Origin of the sequence: Georgenia sp. Z1491 (assembly GCF_049856175.1) — a bacterium.
In the GTDB taxonomy this organism is placed as follows: Bacteria; Actinomycetota; Actinomycetes; order Actinomycetales; family Actinomycetaceae; genus JB111.
Genome location: NZ_JBNDNA010000001.1, coordinates 424,484 through 444,951, shown reverse-complemented (window position 1 = coordinate 444,951; position 20,468 = coordinate 424,484). Strand labels below are relative to the sequence as shown.

Here is a 20,468-nt window from a genome sequence, read left to right as displayed (position 1 = left end):
CACCCGCCAGTTCTCCGCCTCACCCCTGGCATATAACGGCATGCCGTGCCAGTATTCGGTCCGGGGCAGAGCCTGCCCCCGCGCCGCTCACCGACGAGCGGCCGACCCGTCTCGACGAGGAGATTCTCAGCGATGCAGATTCGTGCGGCAGTGCTGCGGGAGCAGCCCGGAAGGTGGCACATCGAGGACCTCGAGCTCAGCGCTCCCGGTCACGGCGAGGTTCTCGTCGAGGTCGTGGCCACCGGCCTGTGCCACTCGGACGACCACATGGCCAAGGGCGACACCCCCCTGCCCAACCTGCCCGTCGTCGCGGGCCACGAGGGCGCCGGGATCGTGCGCGAGGTCGGCCCGGGCGTCCAGGGGCTCGAGGTCGGTGACCACATCGTCACCTCCTTCGTCCCCGCGTGCGGGAAGTGCAAGTGGTGCTCGATGGGCATGCAGAACCTGTGCGACTACGGAGCGCTCATCCTCGAGGGCACCCAGCTCGACGGCGGGTTCCGCCTCAAGGACGCCGACGGCCAGAACGTCGCCAAGGCAGCCATGCTCGGCACGTTCGCCAACTGGCAGGTCTTCGACCAGACCTCCTGCGTGAAGATCGACAAGGACGTGCCGCTCGAGATCGCCTGCCTCATCGGCTGCGGCGTGCCCACCGGGTTCGGCTCCGCCGTCAACGCGGCCGAGGTCAAGCCGGGCGACGTGACGATGATCCTCGGCGCCGGCGGAATCGGGATGAACGCCGTCCAGGGCGCGGCGTACGCGGGGGCGCGGCGCGTGATCGTCGTCGACCCCCAGCCGTTCAAGCGGGAGATGGCGCTCAAGCTGGGCGCGACCGACGTGTTCGCCACCATCGCCGACGCCGACGCGCTCGCCAAGTCGCTCACCAACGGCCAGGGCACCGACTCGACGATCGTCACCGTGGGCGTCACCACCGGCGAGCACGTGCTCGAGGCCTACGACACCGTGCGCAAGGCCGGCACGCTCGTCGTCACCGGTCAGGGCAGCACGAGCTCGACGATCGACGGCATCAACCTGTTCTCCATCTCCATGCTCCAGAAGCGCATCCAGGGCTGCCTCTACGGCGGCTGGTCGCCCAGGGTCGCGATCCCGAAGCTCATCGAGCTCTACAAGGACAACAAGCTCCACCTGGGCGAGCTCGCCACCCGGCAGTACAAGCTCGAGGACATCAACCAGGCCTACGAGGCCATGCACGCGGGCGAGAACATCCGCGGCGTCGTCGTCCACGAGCACTGAGTCCCCGGTCCGTCCGGTGTCCCGGCCGCACACGCGGGTCGGCCGGGACGCCCGACGGCGCCCACGGGGCAGACGCTCGTCACGACCAGCAGGTACCCGGGATGCCGATGTCGGTGACCGGTGCCACGCTGGGGTCATGGAGCAGCTGACCCCGGCCCAGATCCAGGACGCCGACCTGCAGGACTGGCGACACCTCTGGCGCGCGTTGTACACGCGCTTCGACACCGGGAGCTTCGCGCGCGGGCTCTCGCTCGTCGCTGCGATCGGCGAGGCCGCGGAGGCGGCCGGCCACCACCCGGACATCACGCTGACCTACCCGTCGGTGGCCATCCGCCTGACGAGCCACGACTCCGGTGGCGTCACGGCCAAGGACGTCGACCTCGCGCGCCGGATCAGCACGATCGCCGCGGCGGACGGCGTGCCTGCCTCGCCGGCGGGCACCGCCCAGGTCGACCTCGCGCTGGACACCGCCGACCAGGGCGAGATCGACACCTTCTGGTCGTCGGTGCTCACGGGCTCGCCGGACAACGTCGACGGGGACGAGATCGCCGACCCCGCCGGGCAGGCGCCGCTGATGTGGTTCCAGCGCACCGACGCCCACGAGACGCCGCGACAGCGGTTCCACCTGGACGTCCAGATCCCGGCCGACGAGCTCGACGCACGTGTCGAGGCGGCGGTCGCCGCCGGCGGTCGGCGTGTGGAGGACCTGGGCCGGGGCCGGGCGTTCGTCGTGGTCGAGGACGCCCAGGGGAACCGCGCCTGCTTCTGCACCGTGCTCGACCGCTGACGGCCGAAGTCCGGCGGGCCGTCCTGACGCGACCGGTCAGGGCGGGGTGTGGCGTCGGCGTCGATCTGCTCTGGCGTCCCCGCCGAGCGGTCGGCACCATGATGGCGTGAGCACCGCCGCCGCACCACCTCGCCCGCAGCGCCGGGGCCGCCCCTGGCGCGGCCCGCTCGACGTCGAGACCTTCGCGGAGACCGCCGCGGCCGACTGCGCCGACGCCGCGACGGCCCTCGCCCAGCAGCGGGACTCCGCCGGCGTCGTCACGACGCGTCCGGAGTGGGCCTGGGACGCCGTCGCGACCGCGAACCACCTGCGCGTCGACGGGCGTCGCCGGATCGGCTTCGGCCCCTTGTCGGCGTTCTTCGCCACGGCCGACGGCTGGGTCCGCACGCACGCCAACTACCCGCACCACGTCGCGGCGCTGCGCTCCGCCCTCTCCCTGCCCGACGACGCAGGACCCGACGACGTGGCCCGGGCGCTCGGTGCGCTGCCGAGCCTCGAGGCCGAGGAGCGCGTGACCGCCGCGGGCGGGCTGGCGGTCGCCGTGCGCACCGCCGCGGGCGGGCTGGCGGTCGCCGTGCGCACCGCCGCGGAGCTCGCCGCCGCGGAGCCGGTCGCGGTGCGCGGCACGCCCGGCCACCGGCCGGACCACGCGCTCGCCCCCGGTGCCGCGCACCGCCTGCCGCCGCTCGCGGACGGCGACCTCCCGCTGCGCGGACTGCGGGTCATGGCCCTCACCCGGGTGCTCGCGGGCCCGAGCGCGGCCCGACTCCTCGCGAGCCTGGGTGCCGACGTGCTGCGCATCGACCCGCCCGCGCTCCCGGAGCTGCCGGACCAGCACCTCGACACCGGGTTCGGGCTCCGCACCGCGGAGGCGGACCTCGCGACGCGCGAGGTGCTCGACCGGGTCCACACCCTGCTCCAGCGGGCCGACGTCCTGCTCACCGGGTACCGGCCGGGCGCGCTTGCGCGGTTCGACCTCGAGGGTCCCGGCGTCCGGGCCCGCCACCCGGGGCTGACGGTCGTCGCGCTCAGCGCCTGGGGAACGATCGGCCCGTGGGCCGGGCGCCGGGGGTTCGACAGCCTCGTGCAGGCGGCGTCGGGCATCGCCGACGTCTACCGGGGTGCGGACGGCAGACCGGGGGCGCTGCCGGTGCAGGCGCTGGACTACGTCACGGGGTTCCGCGTGGCGACCTCGGCGATGCGGCTGCTCGCCGCACGTGCACGGGACGGCGCCGGATCGGCGCACCTCGCCCTGCTCGACTCTGCGACCGAGCTCCTCGCGCTGCCCGGCCCGGGCGGCACGCCGGACGACGCCGGGCCGGAGCTCGCGGAGACGGACTCGCCGTCCGGGCGGCTGCTGCACGTCCCGCCGCCGTTCGCGGTCGGCGGCGAGCGCCTGGCGCACCGCTGGGCGCCGCGCCCGTACGGCGACGACGAGCTCGCGTGGGCGGGCGGCTGAGACCTGCTCAGGTCCTGCTCCGCACCACCCGACGGGTCCCGACCAGCAGCAGTGCGACGCCGACGACCGCGACGAGCACCACCGCGGCGATCATCCGGTGTTCGTGCGCGTCGCGCTCCTCGTCCCACTCCCGGGCGCCGTCCTCGGCGACGGCGACCTCGAGATCCACGCCGTCGGAGCTGCACGTGATCTCGTGGTTGCCGGTGTCCTGCGCGTAGAACCTCGCGATCGCGGGTCGGTCGGAGCGGGCCCAGTTCGGTGCGACCTCGCTCTCGACCTCCTCACCGCCCGGCCCGACGATCGAGCACACGGGCTCCGCCTCGACGGCGGCCGATGCCACCAGCACGTAGGGGGCGTCACCGCGGAGGTCGTAGCGGTCGTCCTCGAGCGGCTGCGGCTCGCTCGCCACGAGGTCGGGCGGAGCCCCGGTCGATCCGCCGATCAGGGCGACGACGAAGACACCGAGCAGCCCGACGACGAGCCACGCGATCGCGAGCGCCACGAGTCCGTAGCCGCGCCGCCGACCGGTCCGACGGCGCCGAGCACGAACTGGTCCCGGGCCGTCGCCACCCTGACTCTGGGCACCCCGACCCACTGGCTCGTCCACGGTCCGATCCTGGCAGGTCCGTGCCCCGAGGCACGCGTCCCGCAGAAGCGCACCTGCCCGACGCCTCGTGGAGCGCCCTCGTCACGCGCCCGGGGGTCGACCCTGCCCGACCTGGACGACGTCGCGTGGGCCGCTCAGCACGCCCGTCTCGTCTCGATCGCCGAGGCGACGAGACGAGACGGGTAGCCGGAGGGCCTGCGCGTCAGCGCCGCGCGTCCACCGTCAGGCGGTCTGGCCGGAGTGCTTGCCCTCGGCGATCTCCTCGACCACCTTCGCGCAGAAGGCGGCGAGGTCGGCCGGGGTGCGCGAGGTCGTCAGACCGGCGTCGACGACGACCTCCTCGTCGACCCAGTCCGCGCCGGCGTTCTTGAGATCGATCTCGACGGACTTCACGGACGTCATCCGGCGTCCGTCGACGACGCCCGCGTCGATGAGGATCCACGGTGCGTGGCAGATGGCGGCGACCGGCTTGTGCTGGTCGAAGAACGCCCGCACGAACGTCCGCACCTCGGTGCTCGTGCGCAGGGCGTCGGCGTTGAGCGTGCCACCGGGAAGGACGAGCGCCTGGTAGTCGTCCGGGTTCGCGGCGGTGATCTCGAGGTCGACCTCGAAGTCCTCACCCCGGTCCCAGTCGAACTTCAGCGAGGTCACGGTGCCGGGCTCGAGCGAGATGAGCGTCGGCTCGCCGCCGGCGTCCGTGACCGCCTTCCACGGCTGCGCGAGCTCGGACTGCTCGACGCCGGTGGTGGCGATGAAGGCAACCTTCTTGCCGGAGATGTTCGGGGCCATGATGAACCTCCTGATGTCGGTCCGACCCGCGAGGGGCCGCGGTCACCTCCATGCAACAGGGTCCGGGTGGGCGACGCATCCTGAGCACGGCGAGTCGGGGGCTCTGTCCGCCCCGCGCGAACGGGCTCGCGCGCGGAGACGACGCGGTGAGGACCCAGCGCGAACGGGCTTGCGCGCGGCGAGCACGATGCCCCGCACGTCCCGGCCGACCCACGCCCTCCTCGACGTAGGCTCGCCGCATGCCCGAGAACACCGCCGCTCTCACCCTGCGCGGCGTCACGCTCTCCGCGCAGCGTCCGGCCGTCGTCGTGCCTGTCGTCACGGGGGCGGACGCGGCGCAGCGGGCGGCCGAGGCCGTGGCGGCCGGTGCGGACGTCGTCGAGTGGCGCATCGACCTCGCGCTCGCCGACACGAGCGCAGACGCGGGCACGGGCACGCCGTCCAGTTCCCGGCACACCGTCCTCGACCCACGCACTCACCGCGCGGTGCTCGACGCACTTCCGACCGTCGTCGCCGCGTGCGCGGGCACACCCCTGATGGTCACCTACCGCACGACGGCGGAGGGCGGGTCCGGCAGCGCCCCGCCCGAGGAGTACGTCCGGCTCCTTGCGAACCTCGCCGCGGCGGGGGGCGTCGACCTCGTCGACGTCGAGGCCGACCACCCGGCGGCGGCCGAGGCGCTGGCTGCCGTCGGCGCCGGCTCGCGCACCGACGTCGATCGTCTCGGGGGCCCTGCCGCCGCGCCCACCGCAGGCACGGACGCTGCGCCGGGAGCGCCCACCCGCCCCGCGGTCGTCCTGTCCCACCACGACTTCGACCGCACGCCGACCCGCGTGGAGATCGTCGACCGGCTCGCGGCGATGGAGGAGGCCGGCGCCGATGTCGCGAAGATCGCCGTCATGCCGCACTCCTCCGACGACGTCCTCACCCTCCTGGGGGCCACCGCCGAGCGGGCACAGGACGCGCGCGTCCCCCTGATCACGATGGCGATGGGCGACCTCGGGGCGCCGAGCAGGCTCGTCGGGGGCCGCTACGGCTCTGCGGCCACGTTCGCGAGCGCCGGCGCGACCTCGGCCCCCGGACAGCTTCCGGTCGGCGACGTCCGGGCGGTCCTCGAGCTGCTGAGTCCCGCTCGCTGACCGTGTGACGCGGTCGCACCACGCCTGCGATCCATGACCGCGTCAGGAACTGGTCAACTCCTGGCCTTCCCATGTGTGCATCGTGTCGCTACGTTGTTCAGCGTCCGTTATGACTCAATGATGTGGAAGCGAGCGCAGCGACATGGACGAACTACGGAACTACGACTGGGTGGGGCTGCTGGAGAAGGTGGTCGTCGCCCTTGTCATCCTGCTGGTCACCTGGATCGTGGCGAAGGCCGTCAAGACCCTCATCGAGAAGCTCGTGGTGCGCATCCCCGCGCTCCAGCGCACGGGACGTGACGGCCAGAGCATCGGGAGCGCGATCGGACAGATCGCCTCGCTCCTCATCTGGATGTTCGGCCTCATCGCCATCCTGCAGGTCTTCCGCCTGGAGCAGGTCCTCTCGCCGATCCAGGGGATGCTCGACACGATCCTCTCCTACCTGCCCAACGTCATCGGTGCGGGAGTGGTGTTCTTCATCGGTCTCGTGCTCGCCCGGATCGTCCGCCAGCTCGTCGGCACCGCGCTGCACTCCGCGGGCCTCGACGAGCGTGTCGCCCGCCTGAGCGGCGGCGCGGTCGGCTCCGCCCGCCGGACGGGGGCACCCGCCGCCGCGCAGGCCGGCGCCCCCGCGGGCGCACAGGTCGCGCCCGGCGCCCCGCACGCGCAGGGCGCTCCCGGCCAGCCCTACGCACCGCACCAGCCGCAGGACGGTCCGCACCCGGGTCAGCAGCCGGGTCAGCAGCCGGCCAGCCTGACGAACGTCCTCGCGAACCTGGCGTTCGCCGTCGTGCTCGTCGTCGTCGCGATCTCGGCGCTGCAGATCCTCGGGATCTCCGCGATCTCCGACCCGGCCACCTCGATGCTGCAGACCTTCCTCGACGCGATCCCGAACGTCCTCGCCGCCGCGGTCCTCCTCGTCCTCGGCTGGGTCATCGCGAAGTTCGTCGGCCAGCTCCTCGAGTCGACGCTCGCCGGCCTCAGCATCGACCGCGTCGCGGTCGAGCAGGGCATCGTCCCCGAGGGCCGTCGGGCCTCGAGCATCATCGCCACGGCGGTCAAGGTGGCCATCGTCGTGTTCTTCGCGATCATGGCGACCCGCATGCTCGGCTTCCCGGAGATCACCGCGTTCCTCGAGGAGATCATCGCCGTCGGCGGACGCATCCTCTTCGGCGCCGCGTTCGTCGCCGTCGGCGTGCTCGTCGCCACGCTCCTGCGCCGGGCCATCGGTCGTGGGACGCCCGGCCAGATCGTCTACTGGGCCACCGTCGCCCTGTTCGCCGCGATGGGCCTGAGCTACATGGGTATCGCCGAGTCGATCGTCAACCTGGCGTTCGGCGCCGTCGTCGTCGGCGGTGCGCTCGCCGCGGCCCTGGCCTTCGGCCTCGGCGGCCGCGACGCCGCCGCCCGCACCCTCGGCAAGGCGGAGCGCAGGCTCGACGCCGACCCGACGGTCCCGGGCGGCGCCCCCAGCATGCCGGGGGGCCCGACCCAGGGCTGAGCGACCGACCGGCCCACCACGTGGGGCGCCCGACCGCGACCGGGGTCGGGCGCCCCACGTGCGCGTCCCCGCACCAGGCATCCCACGAGCGCGTCCGGACGACGGGCGTCCCGGTCGACGTCGGAACGACCGCCCGGGGGGCGCCGCGGCGCATAGGGTCGCCCCATGGCCCCCGTCCTCGCCCCCGACGACGAGGGACGACGACCGGCCGGCGGACCGGCTGCGGAACCCCAGCGGAACCGCCCGTGGGCCGTCTCCGGCGCGCCCGCGGACGACCCGGGGCGCGGCGCGTCGAAGCGGTCCGGTCACCGCAGGTCCTCGCCGCTGGTCCGGCAGCTGCCGTTCGTCGTCGTCGTCATCGTCGTCGCCCTGGTCCACGTGGCCACGGATGCCGAGCTCCTCACCCGGGACCGCACCTTCGCCGCCTTCCTCGTCGTCATCGCGGCGACGACCGCGGCCGTCGCGATGCCGTGGCACCGCCTGCCGCGGTGGGCGGTCGCCACCGTCCCCGTGCTCGACATCCTCGCGGTCGCGCTCCTGCTCACCGACTCGCTCATCGTCTCCTCGACGCTCGTGCTGCCCGTCATGGTGCTGGCACGCACGTTCCCCCGCGTCGGCGTGGTCCCGGCGATCGCGCTCGGCGTCCTCGCCGCCTGGTCGCCCGAGATCCGGGACCTCCTCACCTCTACCGGCAAGCTCACGGTCGACGGCGTCACGCTGCAGCGGCTCGTCCTCGTGCCCGCCGTGCTGGCCTCGGCGGCGATCGTCGTCGCAGGGTCCGAACGGCGCGCCGCCGCACGGCTCGAGCTCGTGTCCGCGCAGAGCCAGGTCGTCGAGGACGCCCTGGCGGACTCACGCTCCCAGCGCCGCCTGCTCGAGGCCGTCCTCAACACCGTCGACGTCGGCGTGCTCGCCCTCGACGCGGCCGGCAGGGTCACGCTCCGCAACCGCACCCTGGTCGAGCAGGACGCGCCGGTCCCCGCCGTCGGTGAGCTCGTCGACGACCCGGCCGCGCGGGCCCGCAGCGTCGGCCGTGTCCGCGCGGCGGACGGCACCACCGAGCTCCGGGCCGAGCAGCTCCCCAGCGTGCGCGTGCACCGCGGCGAGCGTCTCGTGCGGGAGATCGTCTGGTGGGGCGCCGACGAGCCTCGGTCCGCACAGCGGGTCTCCGCCGCCCGGCTCACCGACGAGCACGGCGAGCACGCCGGATCCGTCGTCGTCTACCAGGACCTCACCAAGGAGATGGCGGCGCTCGCCCAGCGGGACGACTTCGTCTCCTCCGTCACCCACGAGCTGCGCACGCCGCTGACCTCGATCCTCGGCTACCTCGACCTCGCGATCGACGACCCGGACCTGCCGGACGAGGCCCGCGCCCGGCTCGAGGTCGCCGTGCGCAACGCCGAACGGCTCGAGCTGCTCATCTCCAACCTCCTGGTCGCCGCCAGGGAGAGCGCCGAGGCGACTCCCGCGCCGGCCGGCCTGGTCGACCTCTCGGCGGTGGTCCGCGACGTCGTCGAGAGCCAGACGCCGCGCGCCAGGGACGGGCAGGTGACGGTCACGGTGCACGCCGAGGCACCCTGCGACGTCGAGGCCAACGACACCCGACTCACCCAGATCGTCGACAACCTCGTCTCCAACGCGATCAAGTACTCCCGCCCGGACGACCACGTGCGGGTCGAGACCTGGCGCGACCCCGAGCACGTGCATCTCGAGGTCGCGGACACCGGCATCGGCATCTCGGCCGGCGACCGCATCCGCCTCTTCTCCAGGTTCTACCGGGCACCGGCCGTGCGGCAGGGACCCGTCCAGGGCACCGGGCTCGGCCTCCACATCACCAAGGGGCTCGTCGAGGCGATCGGCGGGACGATCGAGCTGGACAGCCGGCTGGGCGAGGGCACCACCGTCCACGTCAGCCTCCCCGCGGCGGGCGCCCGATGACCCTGGACCCCTTCACGCTCCAGGCCACGACCGGGCTCGTCATCATGACCGTGACGATCCTGTTCGTCGTCGACGCGCGCGGCCGGGGCGAGGACGCGGTCGACCGGATCTGGGGCGGCGCCTTCGCCGCCGCCATCACCGGGGCGGTCGCCTACGTCGCAGCCGCCGCCACTCCCGGCACGTGGTGGGCGAACGCGATCGGCAACGCCGGCGTCGCCCTCACGACCCTGCTCATGTGGAACGGCGTGCGCGCCTGGACGGGCCGGCGACCGCTCGTCGGGGTCTCGCTTGCCGCGTCGGGGCTCGTCGTCCTCGCGGCCCTCGTCGCGGGGCAGGGCGCCGGGGCGTGGGGCGGCGCATGGGCGATGCTCGCCGGGACCTCCCTCGGAGCACTCGCGGCCTGCATCGCGCTCCTCCGCACCCCCCGACTCCGCTCCCTCGTCGTGCGCGTCCTCGCGGGCGTGCTCGCCGTCGTGTCCGCCTTCTACGCGGGCCGCCTCGTGCTGCTCCTCACCCACGGGCCGGACTCCGAGATCTTCGAGCTGTGGGCAGGTACCACGACGTCGTCCCTGGTCATCATCGTCCTCATCACCTGCGCGGCGTTCTGCATGGTGAGCATGCGGGCCGAGGACGGCCGCCGCGCACGCGAGGAGGATGCCGCCTACGACCCGATGACGGGCGCCCGGACGGTGGCGAGCTTCCGGCCGCGCGCGGTCACGGCGGTCGCCGAGCACCGCGAGGCGCACCGACCCGTGTCCATGGTCACGCTCGACCTCGACGACCACGAGCGCCTCCGGACGGCGTTCGACACCGTGCTCGCCGAACGCGCCGTCGCCGTGCTCGGTGAGGTCGTGCGCCGGCTGGTCCCGCCGCTCTCGCTCATCGGACGCGAGCGCCACCGGGCGGGGTTCGACGTCCTGCTGCCGGGTCGCGCGCAGGCCGAGGCGCGCACCTGGGCCGAGCAGGTGCGCCGGGAGCTGACCGACGTCGCGCTCGAGGTCGACGACGGGCACCTCAGGCTCCGCCTGAGCATCGGCGTGGCCTGCGACGACACGGCCGGGTACGACCTGGACGACCTCGCTCAGGTCAGCCGGGACAGCGCGGCCGCGGCGGCCGGCGACGGCGGCAACCGGGTCCGCGTCGCCACGCGCGAGGAGGGCGAGGCGAGCCTCGGGGCTGTCGGCCGCAGCATCGGCGCCGCACGGGACCGAGGCGCCCGGGAATCCTGAGGAGAACCTGAGGGAACCGAACGGTGGCCGTGGGCGGGCGCTGAGGGGCGCGGGGGAATCTCTTCCCAGCAGCCCGGACAGGCCGGGCTGACCCCCTTCTCGAAAGGCCCCCGCCATGTCGCGCTCCACCGCCCCCGCCTCCTCCCGCTCGAAGACCTGGAAGGGTGTCGCCGCCGGCGTCGCCGCCATCGCCCTCCTCGCCGGTGGCGGTGCCTCGTTCGCCGAGTGGCGCGACTCCGCCTCCGCCAGCGCCGGCGCCCCCATCAGCTCCGGCGTGCTCGACATCGAGTCGAACGACGACGGCGCGTGGACGGACGGCGCGGGCAACTCGGTCCAGCTCGACGACTACCTCATCGTCCCGGGCACCACCCTCATCTACACCCACTCGATGACCATCGACGCCGAGGGCGACGGGCTCGCCGCCGAGGTCTCGACCAACATCCCGGCACTCTCCGGCGACAGCGAGCTCATCGAGGCACTCACCCGCTCCGCCACCATGACGCTCACGATCGACGGCCAGGAGCTCCAGGTCGCACCCGGTCCCGAGGGCCCGACCGCCGAGATCCCGACGAACGTCGGCGAGCAGACGCTCGACATCAGGGTCGAGCTTCCGTTCGCCGCCGACGGCACCTACGCGCAGGGAGGCTCGGTCGACGTCCAGGACCTCACGGTCACCGTCGCGCAGCCCCGCGTCGAGCAGCCCCCCGTCGCCGGCTGACGCACCCCGGACCGGACACCCCCTGAACCCCTGAGAGGAGGACGACGACGATGAGCACCCCCCGGCTCGGCCGCGCGGCGATCGCAGCGGCGCTCGGCGTCGTCCTCCTCTCGGGCTCGGGCGGCACCGCCGCCTCGTGGACCGACTCGGTCACGAGCGCTGGCGCCACGATCGAGTCGGGCCCCCTCGAGGTCGAGGCGGTGTCCCAGAGCGTCGTCGTCGCGCGGCCGGGCAGCCCCACCGCCACTCCGCTCGCCTCCACCCGGGTCAACCCCGGCGACACGATCACGATGACCTCGACCGTCCGCGTCCACGCCGCGGGCGACACCCTCGGCGCCCGCCTCGAGCTCGACAGCGCCGGCCTGGTGATGACCGTCGGCGGCGTCGCCCGGCAGTGGACCCCCCGGATCTCCACCACCAGCTCGCTGCCCGGCGCCGGGTCCCACGCGTTCCGCGTCACCGAGACCGGCGACGGCGCCACGGCGACCGCCACCGTCTCGTGGACCGTCCCCGCCACCACGGACGGCCGGGCGCGCGCCGCGGACCGGTCGAACTGGTGGGGTTCCCAGCTCCAGAACCAGACCGTCACCCCCGGGGGCCTGCGCTGGACCCTCGTCCAGCAGCCGTGAGCTCACCGAGCTACCCGAACCTGCCCGAAGGAGAACCGATGAGCGCCGCGACCACCACGCACTCACGCCCCCGCCCCCACCTGGTGCGTGCGCTGGTCGCGGCGCTCGTCGCCGTCGTCGCCGTGGTGGTCCTGCAGCCCTCGGGCGGCACGACGGCCGCGTGGAGCGATTCGGTCGAGGTCTCCGCCCCCACCGGGACCACGGGCTCGCTCTCCCTCGCCGTCACGGGCGGGGTCACCGGATCCGCCGTCGTCACGCCCGGCGGGACGGCCGCGAGCACCTGGGCGCCGACGTCCGTCACCGTGACCGCCGGCGGGGTCCCGCTCACCGGCACCCAGCTGGCCGGCTCCCGCATCGAGTACCGCACGGCGGGCGGCACGTCGTGCACGGTCTCCGGCGCACCGCTCTTCAGCGCGACACCGACCGCCGCGGGGACGAGCTTCCCCGTCACCGGTGGCGCCGCCCTCAGCGGCACGCAGACCCTGTGCGTCACGCTCGTCCCCGGCGACACCCTGCGGGCGAGCCACGCGGGCGTGTCCCTGGCCGTGACGACCGCGATCACCGCCACCCAGGCCGGCGACGGCACCTGGACGGCCGCACAGAGCTGGTCGACCACTCAGGACGTACCCGCCGCGCTGCCGGCCCTGCCTGAGGTCGGCTCCCTCGACAGCCGTCCGCACACCAACGGGAAGTGGATTCACCTCGACTGGACCTGGGCCGACTCCGCCAGCGGCGCGCCGAGCACGGCCCCCGTCGCCGAGTGGCGGGTCGAGTACCGCGTCGCCACGTCGAACTGGCAGCCGATGCTCCGGACCTCGATCAGTGGCACCGCCCGCACCGTCGAGATCAGGTGGCAGGACATTCGCAGCGAGTTCACGCGGAGCGGCAGCACCGGCTGGCTCCGCGTCGTCGCGGTCCTGCCGGACGGCAGCGCCGTCGCGAGCACCCAGATCGCCGTCACGATATCGCCCCAGCACGGCGGCACCATCACCCGCAGGTGAGCACCTCGGGCCCTCCCCGCCACCCCGCACACGCCACGCCACGCCCAAGGAGCCCACCATGTCCGTCCGCCACCTCGGCCGCGCCCTCGCCGGCCTCGCGCTCGTCGCGATCCTCGCCCTGCTCGGCGCACTCGTCGTGGTCCCCCGGATCATGGGCTGGGTACCGCTGACGATCCTCACCGGCTCGATGGAGCCGACGATCCCCACCGGTAGCCAGGTCGTCGTGGAGGAGGTCGACGGCGAGGCGGACGCCCGCGAGCTCGAGGTCGGCGACGTCATCACCGTCATGCCCTACCCGAACGACCCGACGCTGGTCACCCACCGGATCGTCGAGCGGCATGACTCCTCGAACGGGGTCGGCTTCGTCACGCAGGGTGACGCGAACGGCGCCGTCGACGCGTGGGACGTCACCGCCACCCAGATCCGCGGCGAGGTCCGCTACCACGTCCCCTACGCCGGCTATGTCGCCACGGCCCTCGACGGCGGGCAGAAGGCCGCGGGCGCGATCGTCGCCGCGGCCGCCCTGCTCACCTACGCGGCCGTCCAGGTCCTCGGCGCCGTCCGCGGAGCTCGCCGGCACGGGGGCGCGGCGGGCGAGGATCCGGCCCTCGACGTCGAGGACGGCGGCTCCGCGGCGAGCACGGGCGCCGGCGCCGAGGCGGCCACCACCGACGCCAGCGGCGTCGAGAGCGAGAGCGGGGCGCACGCGCGATCGTCCGCCGGTGCCGCGCGATGACGGAGGGCGACCGCGCGGTCCTCGACCGATCCACGCTGCTCGCGCTCGCCGAGGACATCGGTCAGGAGGCCACGGACGAGCTGGTCGCCCGATTCCTCGCCATGCTCGACGAGCGGCTGGCCCGCATCCGACGCGCATCCGACACCGACGAGCTCCAGGTCGCCGTCCTCAGCCTCGCCTGCTCGGCGGCGATGCTCGGCGCCGACGCCCTCGCCGAGGCCGCCCGGGACCTACCGCCGCCGGACGGCGTCCCGTCGCGGGCGGGCCGCACCTCAAGGGGGCCGGCGCTCGCACGGCTCGACGACCTCGCGCGCCGGTCGGCGGACGAGCTCGACACCCGGTCCGTCCGCTGCGTCTGCTGACCGCCGACCGATCCGCGGCAGCCGCTACGTCCGCTCCGTCACCGAACGGCCGCCATCCGGTAGCCGACACCCCGGACCGTCTCGATGAACCGGGGCGCCGATGCTCCGTCACCGAGCTTGCGGCGCAGGTTCGCGATGTGCACCTCGACGGCGCGGCGGTCGGGGTCGGTGACGTACCGCGCGTGATCGTCGGCGTCGCCCCACGCGGCGCGCACCAGGCTGTCCTTCTCGACGACCCGTCGACCGGCCCCCACGAGCGCGACGAGGATGTCGAACTCGCTGCGCGTGAGGTGGACGGCGACGTCGTCGACGGACGTCAGGCGGGCCCCGACGTCCACGAGCAGCCCGCCGTGCCGCAGCACCGAGTCGTCGTCGGCGTCCGGGAGCCCGCCCCCCGGGGGCGACGTGGGCGCCGGTGAGGCAGGACCTTCCGCCGAGGACCCCGCCGCGGGGGCCGACGACTCGCGCGGAGCACCCTCCGCCGAGCCGTTCGTCGTCGTCGGGGGCGGGAGTGGTGCGGCAGGTTCGCCGGACACGGCGACGGGTGCCGAGCCGGCGGACGCCGCCGACGACGAGCCCACCGGACCGGCGACCGCGCGGGGCCGGCGCAGCATCGCCTCGATGCGGGCGCGGACCTCACGCGGCCGGAACGGCTTGGTGACGTAGTCGTCGGCGCCGGCCTCGAGCCCGAGCAGGGTGTCGATCTCGTCGGAGCGGCCGGTGAGCATGAGGACGTAGGTCGAGGAGAACGTGCGGATCTGGCGGGCGACCTCGAAGCCGTCGATGTCCGGCAGCGAGATGTCGAGGGTGGTGACGAGCGGATCGTGGCGGCGCACCGCCTCCACACCCTCGACGCCGGTCGCCGCGGCGTGCACCTCGAACCCCGCCTGCCGAAGGGTGGTCTCCAACAGGAACCTGATGTCGGCGTCGTCCTCGACGACGACCGCAGTTCTCATCCCAGGGACCACCTCACGAAGTTATCAAACCCATGACCTGCTGCGAAGCCCCCGGCCGGCCGATTGCACCGCCGCAGTGACCGGATCGCCCGAGGAAACGGCCCAGGACCACCGCCGCGCCGTAGTACTCTCGCAACTCCCCCCCCAACTAATGCATCACACGTCCCATGACCCCCTCAGGTTCGCGTGGGGACGCCGGTGCGCGGAACGAGACGAATGGTGGACCTGTGGAGCTGACCGACTACGTCGCCGTCCTACGCCGACGGTGGCCGATCGTCCTGGTCGTCACCCTCCTGTGCCTCGCCGCCTCGCTCGCCGCCAGCCTGCTGGCCACACCGCGCTACACGACGAGCTCCGAGGTGTTCTTCGCCGTGCAGGGCGGCGACTCCGTCTCCGACCTCGCGCAGGGCTCGACGTTCGCCCAGCGGCAGATGACGTCCTTCGCCGAGGTGGCCACCTCGCCGCTCGTCCTCGAGCCCGTCATCGAGGAGCTCGGCCTGGACATGTCCGCCGGCGAGCTCGCCGGGATGGTCACCGTCAGCGTGCCCCAGGACACGGTCATCCTCGAGGTCTCGACGACCTCGACCAGCCCCGACGACGCCGCGCGCATCTCCAACGCGGTCGCGGGCCAGCTCGCCAGCACCTCCGCGGCCCTGTCCTCGCCCGACGGCGGGGAGACCGCGCCGGTCCAGGCCACCGTCATGACGCCCGCCCAGGTCCCGGGCTCGCCGTCGTCGCCCGACGTCGTGCGCAACGGCGCGCTCGGCCTCGTGCTCGGCCTGCTCCTCGGCCTGGGCGCCGCCTTCGTCCGGCACCTCGCGGACACCCGCGTGCACACCGAGGAGGACATCGCCGGCCTCACCGAGGTGCCCGTCATCGCCGCCGTCGCGGTCAAGGACAACGCCGAGCGCGACCGGGTCTTCGTCCACGACGAGCCGCACGGGCCCTCGGCGGAGGCCGTCCGCCGGCTGCGCACCAACCTCCAGTTCGTCGACCTCGGCGACGGCCCGAGCTCGATCGTCGTCACCTCCTCCCTGCCGGGCGAGGGCAAGTCGACGACGGCGATCAACCTCGCCGCCTCGCTCGCGGACACGGGCGCCCGCGTGCTGCTCATCGACGCCGACCTGCGGCGTCCGTCGGTCGCGGAGTACCTCGGGCTCGAGGGCGGCGTCGGCCTGACGACCGTGCTCATCGGCCGCGCGTCGCTCGAGGACGTCGTGCAGCCGTGGCAGAGCTCGTCCCTCGACATCCTGCCGACCGGCCAGATCCCGCCGAACCCGAGCGAGCTGCTGGGCTCGCAGTCGATGCGCACGCTCCTGGCCGAGGCCACGGAGTCCTACGACGCGGTGCTGCTCGACAGCCCGCCGATCCTGCCCGTCACCGACGCCACGGTGCTCAGCGGCATGACCGGCGGGACCCTGGTCGTGGCCGGCGCCGACCAGATCCACAAGGGCCAGCTCGCCGACTCGCTCGAGTCGCTCGAGGCGGTCGAGACCCACGTGCTCGGCATCGTCCTCAACCGGGTGGCGCGCTCCAACAGCCGGTACTCCTACGCGTACGGCGGTTACAAGCCGCTGACCGAGGACGACGCGCCCCGCCCCGAGCCGATCACGCGCGCGGGAGCCCCGCGCCGCGCCACGTCCGCCCCTCGCCGCAACCGGCGCACCCGCGCCGCCTCCTGACGGAGCGGACATGACTGCCACGCGCCCCGGCGGCGACACCGCCGTGCTGCAGGTCCTCACGGTCTGCACCGGCAACATCTGCCGCTCCCCCGCCGCCGAACGGCTGCTGCGCCAGCGGCTCGGGGCAGGCTCCGGCGTCACGGTGAGGAGCGCCGGCGTGCAGGCGGTCGTCGGCGCCCCGATCGACGCTCCCGTGGTCGAGCTGCTCAGCGCCCGCGGCACCGACACCGGCGACTTCGCCGCGCGGGCCCTGACGGAGCGGATCGCGACGTCGAGCGACGTCGTGCTCACCGCCACACGCGAGCACCGCACCGCGGTCGTCGATGCCGCGCCTGCGCTCGTGCGCCGGTCGTTCACGCTGCGCGAGCTCGCCCGCCTCGCCCAGGACGTGGACGAGGACGACCTCGTGGCGCGGGCCGGGGAGGGTGCCTCGCCCGCCGCCCGGTTCAAGGCGCTCGTCGACCTCGCCTCCCGTCACCGCGTGCAGGTCCCCCGCGAGCTCGACGACGTGCCCGACCCCTACCGCGGCAGCCCCGAGGAGTACCGGGCCGCGATCGATGCCGTGGCCGAGGCGATCGACGCCATCGCCGACAAGGTCCTCGGCACAGCCTGACCTGGCGGCGCCCGTCCCACGAGTGAGCGGACTTCTGCCCCTCCGCCCGACGAGTGAGCGAACTTCTGCCCGCTCCGCCCGACGAGTGAGCGAACTTCTGCCCCCTGAGTTGTCCCTGCGTGCCCGCGTCCAGCGGACTCCCACCACTCCGGCAGGACGCGCACAGCGCCCCGCAAGGCCCCTCCCAGGTCGATGAGCGAGATTCTCTCGTACGGGCTCGAACCGGGCCCCTCGCACCCGGCTCGCAAGGAGAACGACATGCACGTGAACGCGACACCGACCCGGAGCACCCCGGAGGCCGCGGGCACCGTCCCGATGCTCGACACCGCCGCGACCACGCTCGGACTCGACCCGGCCGACCTCGAGGCCCGCCTCGCGGGCGGCGCCACGCTGGGCGAGATCGCCCATGACGAGGGCGTCGCCGGCAGCGAGCTCGTCGACGCGCTGCTGGTCGACATCGAGACCCTGCTCGACGACGAGGTCGCCGACGGGACCCTCAGCCAGGACGAGGCCGACGCTCGGGTCGACGAGATCGCCGACCACGTCGACGCCCTCGTGGCCGACGGCGCCACGGAGGATGCCGCGCCACCGGTCGGCCGACCCGGTGGTCGCTGACCCGGTGGTCGCTGGTCCGGTGGTCGCTGGTCCGGTGGTCGCTGGCCCGGTGGCCGGTGGTCCGGTCCCGGCGGGGCCGGTGCCGGCCGACCCGGCCGGGTCCCTACCGGACCTCCTCCTGGAGTCGCTCGGCGACGTCGGGGTTCTCGTCGAGGTACTCCGCCGCGCGGTCCTCGGCGATCGCCGCGTTGAGCTCGTCGAAGGCCGCCATGTCCAGCTCGACGATCGACTGCCGCCCGTCGGGGCTCCACCCCGTGCCGGCCACCGGCGCGGTGAGGAAGGTGACGTCGTCGGGCCTGACGTCGCGCATCGAGAGTCCGAGCGTGGTCATCTGGCTCACCGACAGGTGCTCGTCCACCGCCACGGTCCCGGCCACGACCTGGGCGAAGTCGTACAGCGCGGTCGGGCGGCGCAGGAGGTTCTCCCGGAATACGGCGGACATCATGGCCCGCATCCAGTTCTGCTGGCGCTGCACACGGCCGAGGTCGCCGCCGGGGATCGACCGGTCACGGGCGTACATGAGCGCCTCCTCGCCGTCGAGCAGGTGGGTGCCGGGCGGCAGGTCGACCGTGCGGCCGTCCCGGGTGGTGCCCTGCATGCCGTTCGGAAGGTGGATCTCGACGCCGCCGAGCTCGTCGGTCAGGGTCGCGAACGACTCGAAGTCGGTGACCGCGAAGTGGTCGATCGGGATGTTCGTCAGGTCCTCGACGGTCTGCACCATCAGGGAGGGCCCGCCGAAGGAGAACGCCGCGTTGACCTTGTTGTCGCCATAACCAGGGATCGGCACCCACGAGTCGCGCGGGATCGACATGACGACGGCGGAGCGCCGGTCCCCGGACAGGTGGACGATCATGATCGCGTCGGTCCGCTGCGCGCCGGCCTGCCACTCGGACGCGTCGCCCGCCGAGATGCGCGAGTCGGAGCCGAGGACGAGGAAGTTGACCGGGGTGCCGTCCCCCTCCTCGGGCTCGGCGTGCGTCGGTCGGTCGGTCACGGACTCGAAGACGTCCGGGATGCGCTCCACCTGCGAGTCGATGCGGTGCTGGATGTACCGCAGCGCGCCGTACACGCCGCCCACGAGGATGAGCACGATGACGAGCGAGGCGATGAGGGCCTTCCGACCGCCACCACGACGGCGCCCACGTCGGCCACGATCGGCGTCGTCGGCCCCGGAGAGCGCGATGACGTCGTCGTCGAGCGAGTCGTCCGACGGGACGTCGGACGGCTCGTCGGGGCTCCGACTGGTGGTCTCGTCCGGCGTCGAGCTGGTCACACCGTTCCCTCGTGGTCCCGGGGCGAGCGGTCCGCCCCTGCTGCCGCGTCCTGGCGCGCGAGGGCCAAGTCTAGGTCGGCGGGACGCCACTGCGGAGGATCCCGCACGGGCAGTGGTGCACGGAACTGTGAGCAGGACGGGCGATGCGCAGGGCGAGGGAAGCGGAGTGCCCGGCGGGAGCGAGGCGGGCGGTGCGTCGCGTCGTGTACCGGGGCCGGAACTCGTTGCCGGTCCGCGGCGCCCCGCGTACCGTCGAGACGGAGGATCGGCCGGGCGGCGCCCCCAGTGCGGGCCCGGCACGACGACGAGGGAGCAGCATGAGGAACAAGGTCATCACCGTCGCGGCGGTTGCCGGGCTCGGTCTCGTCGGGGTCGGCGGCGTGGCTGTCGCGGCCACCATGGGCACGGACGACGGCGCGCAGGACACTCCGACCGGGCCGGCGGTTGCCGGTAACGCCGGCGGTGCCGGGGACGAGGACTCCGACGACGGACCGGGCGACGGCCCAGGAGAGAGCGATGGGACGACCCCGCCCGGCGGACTGCCCGCTCTGCCCGACGACCTCCTCGACCACCTCCCCGACGACCTGGCAGAGCAGCTGCCCGAGGACCTCGCCGAGCGGCTTCCTGAGGACCTGGCCGAGCAGCTCCCGGACGACCTTGCCGCGCAGCTGCCGGACGACCTTGCCGCGCAGCTGCCCGAGGACCTCGCGGGCAGCGCCGACGTCGAGGCGCTCACCGACGCGATGCAGCCCATGATCGACGCCGCGCTCGAGGGCCTCGAACTCCTCGACCTCTCACCGTTCGAGCTGCTCGGCGAGCTCTCGAACGGGGCGACAATCGGCGAGCTCGCCACCGAGCAGGGCGTGGACCCCGAGGACCTCGTGCAGCTGGGCCTGGAGCCCGTGGACGAGCAGCTGGACGCGGCTGTGGTCGACGGGGAGATCGACCGCACCGAGGCCGACGCCACCCGCGCCGAGCTCGAGTCGATGCTGCGCACCGTGATCGAGGAGGGTCCCGAGGCCGTCGGCCTCCCCACCCCCACCGCATGACGACTGAGCGCGGTTCTGTCCGTCGCGCGTGACGAGTGAGGGCTGTTCTGCCCGCTGGGGAGCGGATTCCGGTGTCGCGCCGAGGCGCCGTTGCCCAGTCAATCGGGTAACCGTCGAGGCAGTCCCCCGGGTGC

The 20,468-nt window shown here is 73.8% G+C and carries 20 protein-coding genes; 16 read left to right on the top strand and 4 right to left on the bottom strand.

All coding sequences use genetic code 11. The features are described from left to right. The first annotated feature begins 132 nt into the window (after nt 1-132). The 3 genes from ACPYO4_RS02075 to ACPYO4_RS02065 all read left to right on the top strand — a co-directional run bounded on the left by ACPYO4_RS02075 (nt 133) and on the right by ACPYO4_RS02065 (nt 3,497). Nucleotides 133-1,251 carry an NDMA-dependent alcohol dehydrogenase gene (locus ACPYO4_RS02075; protein ID WP_425707542.1) on the top strand — a complete coding sequence of 373 codons (1,119 nt, stop codon included), beginning with the start codon at nt 133-135 and terminating at the stop codon, nt 1,249-1,251. A 136-nt stretch (nt 1,252-1,387) separates the two neighbouring features. Further along, nucleotides 1,388-2,038 carry a 4a-hydroxytetrahydrobiopterin dehydratase gene (locus ACPYO4_RS02070; RefSeq protein WP_425707541.1) on the top strand — a complete coding sequence of 217 codons (651 nt, stop codon included), beginning with the start codon at nt 1,388-1,390 and terminating at the stop codon, nt 2,036-2,038. 106 nt (nt 2,039-2,144) lie between these two features. Next, nucleotides 2,145-3,497, top strand: a complete 1,353-nt coding sequence (locus tag ACPYO4_RS02065; protein ID WP_425707540.1) for a CoA transferase — start codon at nt 2,145-2,147, stop codon at nt 3,495-3,497. Between the two features lie 7 nt (nt 3,498-3,504). Here ACPYO4_RS02065 and ACPYO4_RS02060 read toward each other — a convergent pair whose 3' ends face one another. Then, nucleotides 3,505-3,999: a hypothetical protein gene (locus ACPYO4_RS02060; RefSeq protein WP_425707539.1), complete on the bottom strand. Its 495-nt coding sequence runs from the start codon at nt 3,997-3,999 to the stop codon at nt 3,505-3,507. 327 nt (nt 4,000-4,326) lie between these two features. Next, entirely contained in the window at nt 4,327-4,896 is a 570-nt protein-coding gene (locus ACPYO4_RS02055) for a type 1 glutamine amidotransferase domain-containing protein (protein WP_425707628.1), read from the bottom strand. Between the two features lie 236 nt (nt 4,897-5,132). Between ACPYO4_RS02055 and ACPYO4_RS02050 the strand changes: the two genes are divergently transcribed. The 9 genes from ACPYO4_RS02050 (at nt 5,133) to ACPYO4_RS02010 (ending at nt 14,146) form a co-directional block, all read left to right on the top strand. Continuing rightward, nucleotides 5,133-6,032, top strand: coding sequence for a type I 3-dehydroquinate dehydratase (locus ACPYO4_RS02050; RefSeq protein WP_425707538.1), 900 nt, complete (start codon nt 5,133-5,135; stop codon nt 6,030-6,032). Between the two features lie 142 nt (nt 6,033-6,174). Further along, a complete protein-coding gene (locus tag ACPYO4_RS02045) occupies nt 6,175-7,533 on the top strand; it encodes a mechanosensitive ion channel (protein WP_425707537.1) in 1,359 nt (452 codons plus the stop codon). 165 nt (nt 7,534-7,698) lie between these two features. Beyond that, nucleotides 7,699-9,471 (top strand): sensor histidine kinase, encoded by a 1,773-nt coding sequence (locus ACPYO4_RS02040; protein WP_425707536.1) that lies wholly within the window; start codon nt 7,699-7,701, stop codon nt 9,469-9,471. Then, a complete protein-coding gene (locus ACPYO4_RS02035; RefSeq protein ID WP_425707535.1) occupies nt 9,468-10,700 on the top strand; it encodes a GGDEF domain-containing protein in 1,233 nt (410 codons plus the stop codon). Before ACPYO4_RS02040 ends, ACPYO4_RS02035 begins: the two co-directional genes overlap by 4 nt. Before the next feature lie 115 nt (nt 10,701-10,815). Next, complete coding sequence (locus ACPYO4_RS02030) at nt 10,816-11,418, top strand: alternate-type signal peptide domain-containing protein (protein WP_425707534.1); 603 nt, start codon at nt 10,816-10,818, stop codon at nt 11,416-11,418. 50 nt (nt 11,419-11,468) lie between these two features. Then, complete coding sequence (locus ACPYO4_RS02025; protein ID WP_425707533.1) at nt 11,469-12,047, top strand: alternate-type signal peptide domain-containing protein; 579 nt, start codon at nt 11,469-11,471, stop codon at nt 12,045-12,047. Nucleotides 12,048-12,085: 38 nt separating this feature from the next. After that, nucleotides 12,086-13,048 (top strand): SipW-dependent-type signal peptide-containing protein, encoded by a 963-nt coding sequence (locus ACPYO4_RS02020; protein WP_425707532.1) that lies wholly within the window; start codon nt 12,086-12,088, stop codon nt 13,046-13,048. A gap of 58 nt (nt 13,049-13,106) precedes the next feature. After that, nucleotides 13,107-13,784: a signal peptidase I gene (locus ACPYO4_RS02015; protein WP_425707531.1), complete on the top strand. Its 678-nt coding sequence runs from the start codon at nt 13,107-13,109 to the stop codon at nt 13,782-13,784. Beyond that, nucleotides 13,781-14,146 (top strand): hypothetical protein, encoded by a 366-nt coding sequence (locus ACPYO4_RS02010; RefSeq protein ID WP_425707530.1) that lies wholly within the window; start codon nt 13,781-13,783, stop codon nt 14,144-14,146. The genes ACPYO4_RS02015 and ACPYO4_RS02010 overlap by 4 nt, the downstream gene beginning before the upstream one ends. 38 nt (nt 14,147-14,184) lie before the next feature. Here ACPYO4_RS02010 and ACPYO4_RS02005 read toward each other — a convergent pair whose 3' ends face one another. Next, nucleotides 14,185-15,102 carry a response regulator transcription factor gene (locus ACPYO4_RS02005; RefSeq protein ID WP_425707529.1) on the bottom strand — a complete coding sequence of 306 codons (918 nt, stop codon included), beginning with the start codon at nt 15,100-15,102 and terminating at the stop codon, nt 14,185-14,187. 227 nt (nt 15,103-15,329) lie between these two features. Here ACPYO4_RS02005 and ACPYO4_RS02000 point away from each other — a divergent pair, with 227 nt between their 5' ends. From ACPYO4_RS02000 to ACPYO4_RS01990, 3 genes are all read left to right on the top strand, one after another. Then, entirely contained in the window at nt 15,330-16,784 is a 1,455-nt protein-coding gene (locus tag ACPYO4_RS02000) for a polysaccharide biosynthesis tyrosine autokinase (protein WP_425707528.1), read from the top strand. A gap of 10 nt (nt 16,785-16,794) precedes the next feature. Beyond that, entirely contained in the window at nt 16,795-17,397 is a 603-nt protein-coding gene (locus ACPYO4_RS01995) for a low molecular weight phosphatase family protein (RefSeq protein ID WP_425707527.1), read from the top strand. 258 nt (nt 17,398-17,655) lie between these two features. Beyond that, nucleotides 17,656-18,012, top strand: a complete 357-nt coding sequence (locus ACPYO4_RS01990) for a hypothetical protein (protein WP_425707526.1) — start codon at nt 17,656-17,658, stop codon at nt 18,010-18,012. 103 nt (nt 18,013-18,115) lie between these two features. On the opposite strand, the gene ACPYO4_RS01985 is transcribed toward ACPYO4_RS01990, so the two are convergent. Further along, entirely contained in the window at nt 18,116-19,285 is a 1,170-nt protein-coding gene (locus ACPYO4_RS01985; RefSeq protein WP_425707525.1) for an LCP family protein, read from the bottom strand. A 317-nt stretch (nt 19,286-19,602) separates the two neighbouring features. Here ACPYO4_RS01985 and ACPYO4_RS01980 point away from each other — a divergent pair, with 317 nt between their 5' ends. Beyond that, on the top strand, nt 19,603-20,334 hold the full coding sequence (locus ACPYO4_RS01980) for a hypothetical protein (RefSeq protein WP_425707524.1): 732 nt from the start codon (nt 19,603-19,605) through the stop codon (nt 20,332-20,334). Nucleotides 20,335-20,468: the final 134 nt, after the last annotated feature.